This is a genomic window from Asanoa sp. NPDC050611 (genome assembly GCF_040654855.1).
Classification (GTDB): Bacteria; Actinomycetota; Actinomycetes; order Mycobacteriales; family Micromonosporaceae; genus Asanoa.
On record NZ_JBFAIU010000579.1, the window covers coordinates 1 to 2,625 of the forward strand.

The window sequence follows — 2,625 nt, forward strand, 5'->3', positions numbered from 1 at the left end:
GGGCTACCGGGTGATGTTCCCGGACGGGGTGCAGCGGGCGCTGCCGGCGCCTGAGGAGCCGGTGGTGCCGATCCCGGTGGTGCTGGCGCCGCCGGGACCGGCACGCTCGGCCTGCCCTGGCAGCCGCCGGCCGACCTGTGCGAGCGGGTCGTCGCGCGGCTCTTCCCCGACCTGCCGGCGCACCCGGACCCGTGGGAGCGGCTGCTGTGGGCGACGGGCCGGGCCGAGCTGCCGGGCCACCCCCGGCGCGAGTCGTGGCGCTGGGACGGTCGCCCGGTTGCCCTGCGCGGCTAGCGTGGGGTCATGCTGACGGCGCGCCCGACCAGTAGCTGGCGCAACAGGTACGAGGTCGCGCTCGACGGCCGCCCGTTGACGACGTGGGAAGCGTCGTTCTGGAAGCAGGGCGGCGCGTTCACGCTCGACGGCCACCGCTACGAGGTGCGGTCCAACGCGTGGGGCACGAAGTCCACGATGGTCGACGAGGCCGGCACCGAAATCGCCGCGGCCGACCGGGTGGGACGCAAGCGCTGGACCGTGAGGTACGCCGGCCAGACCTACGAGTTCCGCCGCCACTCGATGTGGAGCCAGCGCCAGGACCTCTACCTGGGAGGCAACGCGGTGGGCCACGCGCGCCGCGTCAGCGTCTGGCGCCGCGAGGTGGAGCTCGACCTGCCGGTGGTGCCCGTGCCGGCGCAGGTCTTCGTGCTGGGCGTGGTCATCGCGCTGTGGGACGCCGAGACCGCGGCGGTCGCCGCGAGCTAGAAATTCACGTCGGTGAGCTCGGTCAGCGCCCGCAGCGCCGTCACCGTGGCGTAGCCGTCGGCCAGGGCCGCGAGGTCCGTGCCGGGCGCGAGCTGCTCGCCGGACTCCTCGAGCGCCGTGCGGACGAACCCCTCGCCGGTCTCGACGACGGCCATCTGCACCTGGCCGAAGGCGGCCAGGGTCGCCCGGCGTACGCCCTGGAGCTTGTCCGCGGGCAGGTCGGGCACGTTGACGTTGAGCACCACGCCCGCCGGCGCGGCGACCAGCGCGTCGACGAGGTCGACCGCGGTCGCGGCAGCCGTGGACCAGTTGCGGGCCGCTTCGTCCGCTTTGGACATTCGCATCACGGCGCCACCGCTCGCGGTGGTCGCCTGCTCCGGCGACAGGATGTCCAGCGAGACCGCCATCGCCCGGCAGCCGGCGGCGGACGCGGTCAGCGCGGCGCCCACCGTTCCGGAGTGGAGCACCGCACGGCCGGCGTTGGCGCCCCGGTTGATGCCCGAGACCACGAGGTCCGGCGGCGGCCCGAAGGCACCGCGCAGGCCGAGCAGCGTGATGTAGGCGGGGGAGCCGGCGATCGCGTACCCGAGGTCGCGCTGGTCGATCAGCACACGACCCTCGTCCTCGGTCGCGGTCAGCGCCGCGCTCGTGCCGCTGGAGTCGATCCGCGGTGCGGCGACGACGACGTCGAGCCCGCGTCCCCGCAGCGTCTCGGTGAGCACGCGGATGCCGACGGCGTCGATGCCGTCGTCGTTGGTGACCAGGACGCGGGGGCTCATGGCGTGCGCGAGTGGGTCAGGCCCAGCGCCGCCGCCTGCCGCGCGAACACCTCGGCGTCGACGACGGCGGCACCGCCCGGGTCGTTGTTGAAGTAGACGTACGCGTCGGCGTCGGCCCCGAAGGCGTCCTTCAGCCGGCCCGCCCAGGTGCGCAACGCGCTGCGCCCGTACCGTGGCCGCGGCGTCGCCCGTCCTTCGTGGAACCGCAGGTAACCCCAGTCGGCCGTGCGCCACAGCGGTGTCGTCGGCCGGCCCAGCCGGTCGGCCCAGGACAGCGCGGCCCGGTGCCTGGTGAGGATCTCCCTGATCTCGTCGGTCCACCAGGTGTCGTGCCGCGGCTCGACCGCGACGCGCACGTCCCGCGGGAACTGCCGCAGCACCGCGTCGAGGTCGGCGGGGACGGCCTTGAGGTTCGGCGGGAGTTGCACGAGCACCGGGCCGAGCCGGTCGCCGAGCCCTTCCGCGTGGTCCAGGAACCGCTTGACCGGCTCCTCGGGGTCTTTGAGGCGCTTGATGTGCGTGAGGTAGCGGCTCATCTTGACACCGACGCAGAAGTCCTCGGGCGTCCGTTTCCGCCACTGGACGAAGGTGTCCCGCTCCGGCAGCCGGTAGAACGCATTGTTGATCTCCACGGTCGCGAACCGGGTCGCGTAGTGCTCCAACCAGGCCTTCTGCGGCAGCTTCTCGGGATAGAAGGGGCCGCGCCAGTCCCGGTACTGCCAGCCGGAGGTGCCGACGAGAATCACGCGTCCTGACTTACCCCGGATTCGGCCGCGCAGGCCCGCCCGGACGGGTCATTCTGGGGTTACAGGTGATCGTTCGGCGGGTACGAGGACTGCTGAAGCGCCCCTTGGGGGCGTCATAAGCACGAGGGGGCAACTCGATGACACTCGACGACGACGACATGGCCACGACCGGCGCTGGCAGCGCGGAAGGTCCGGCCGACGGCGGCGCGATGCCCGGCCGCCAGGACGGCGGCGCCGACGGTGGTGCCGGCGAGGGCCCGGCGGACGGCGGCACGAACGCCGGCGGCCACGACGGCGGCGCCGACGGCAGCGCCTCCGACGACGAAGGTGTCGCCGAC

The 2,625-nt window shown here is 73.5% G+C and carries 3 protein-coding genes and 1 pseudogene; 2 read left to right on the top strand and 2 right to left on the bottom strand.

Annotation, left to right across the window (positions count from 1 at the left end; all coding sequences use genetic code 11):
* Positions 1-303 precede the first annotated feature (303 nt).
* The gene (locus AB0H87_RS40450) at positions 304-762 is read left to right on the top strand and encodes a hypothetical protein (protein WP_360158727.1); all 459 of its coding nucleotides are present in this window, start codon (positions 304-306) and stop codon (positions 760-762) included.
* Here the strand turns inward: AB0H87_RS40450 and AB0H87_RS40455 are convergent.
* Both AB0H87_RS40455 and AB0H87_RS40460 read right to left on the bottom strand, forming a co-directional pair.
* Positions 759-1,541, bottom strand: a complete 783-nt coding sequence (locus AB0H87_RS40455; RefSeq protein ID WP_360158730.1) for a 5'/3'-nucleotidase SurE — start codon at positions 1,539-1,541, stop codon at positions 759-761. The two genes, AB0H87_RS40450 and AB0H87_RS40455, sit on opposite strands and share 4 nt — an antisense overlap.
* Entirely contained in the window at positions 1,538-2,287 is a 750-nt protein-coding gene (locus AB0H87_RS40460) for a DUF72 domain-containing protein (protein ID WP_360158733.1), read from the bottom strand. Before AB0H87_RS40460 ends, AB0H87_RS40455 begins: the two co-directional genes overlap by 4 nt.
* 137 nt (positions 2,288-2,424) lie before the next feature.
* On the opposite strand from AB0H87_RS40460, the pseudogene AB0H87_RS40465 reads away from it, so the two are divergent.
* Positions 2,425-2,625, top strand: a pseudogene (locus AB0H87_RS40465) (hypothetical protein); the annotation flags it as partial.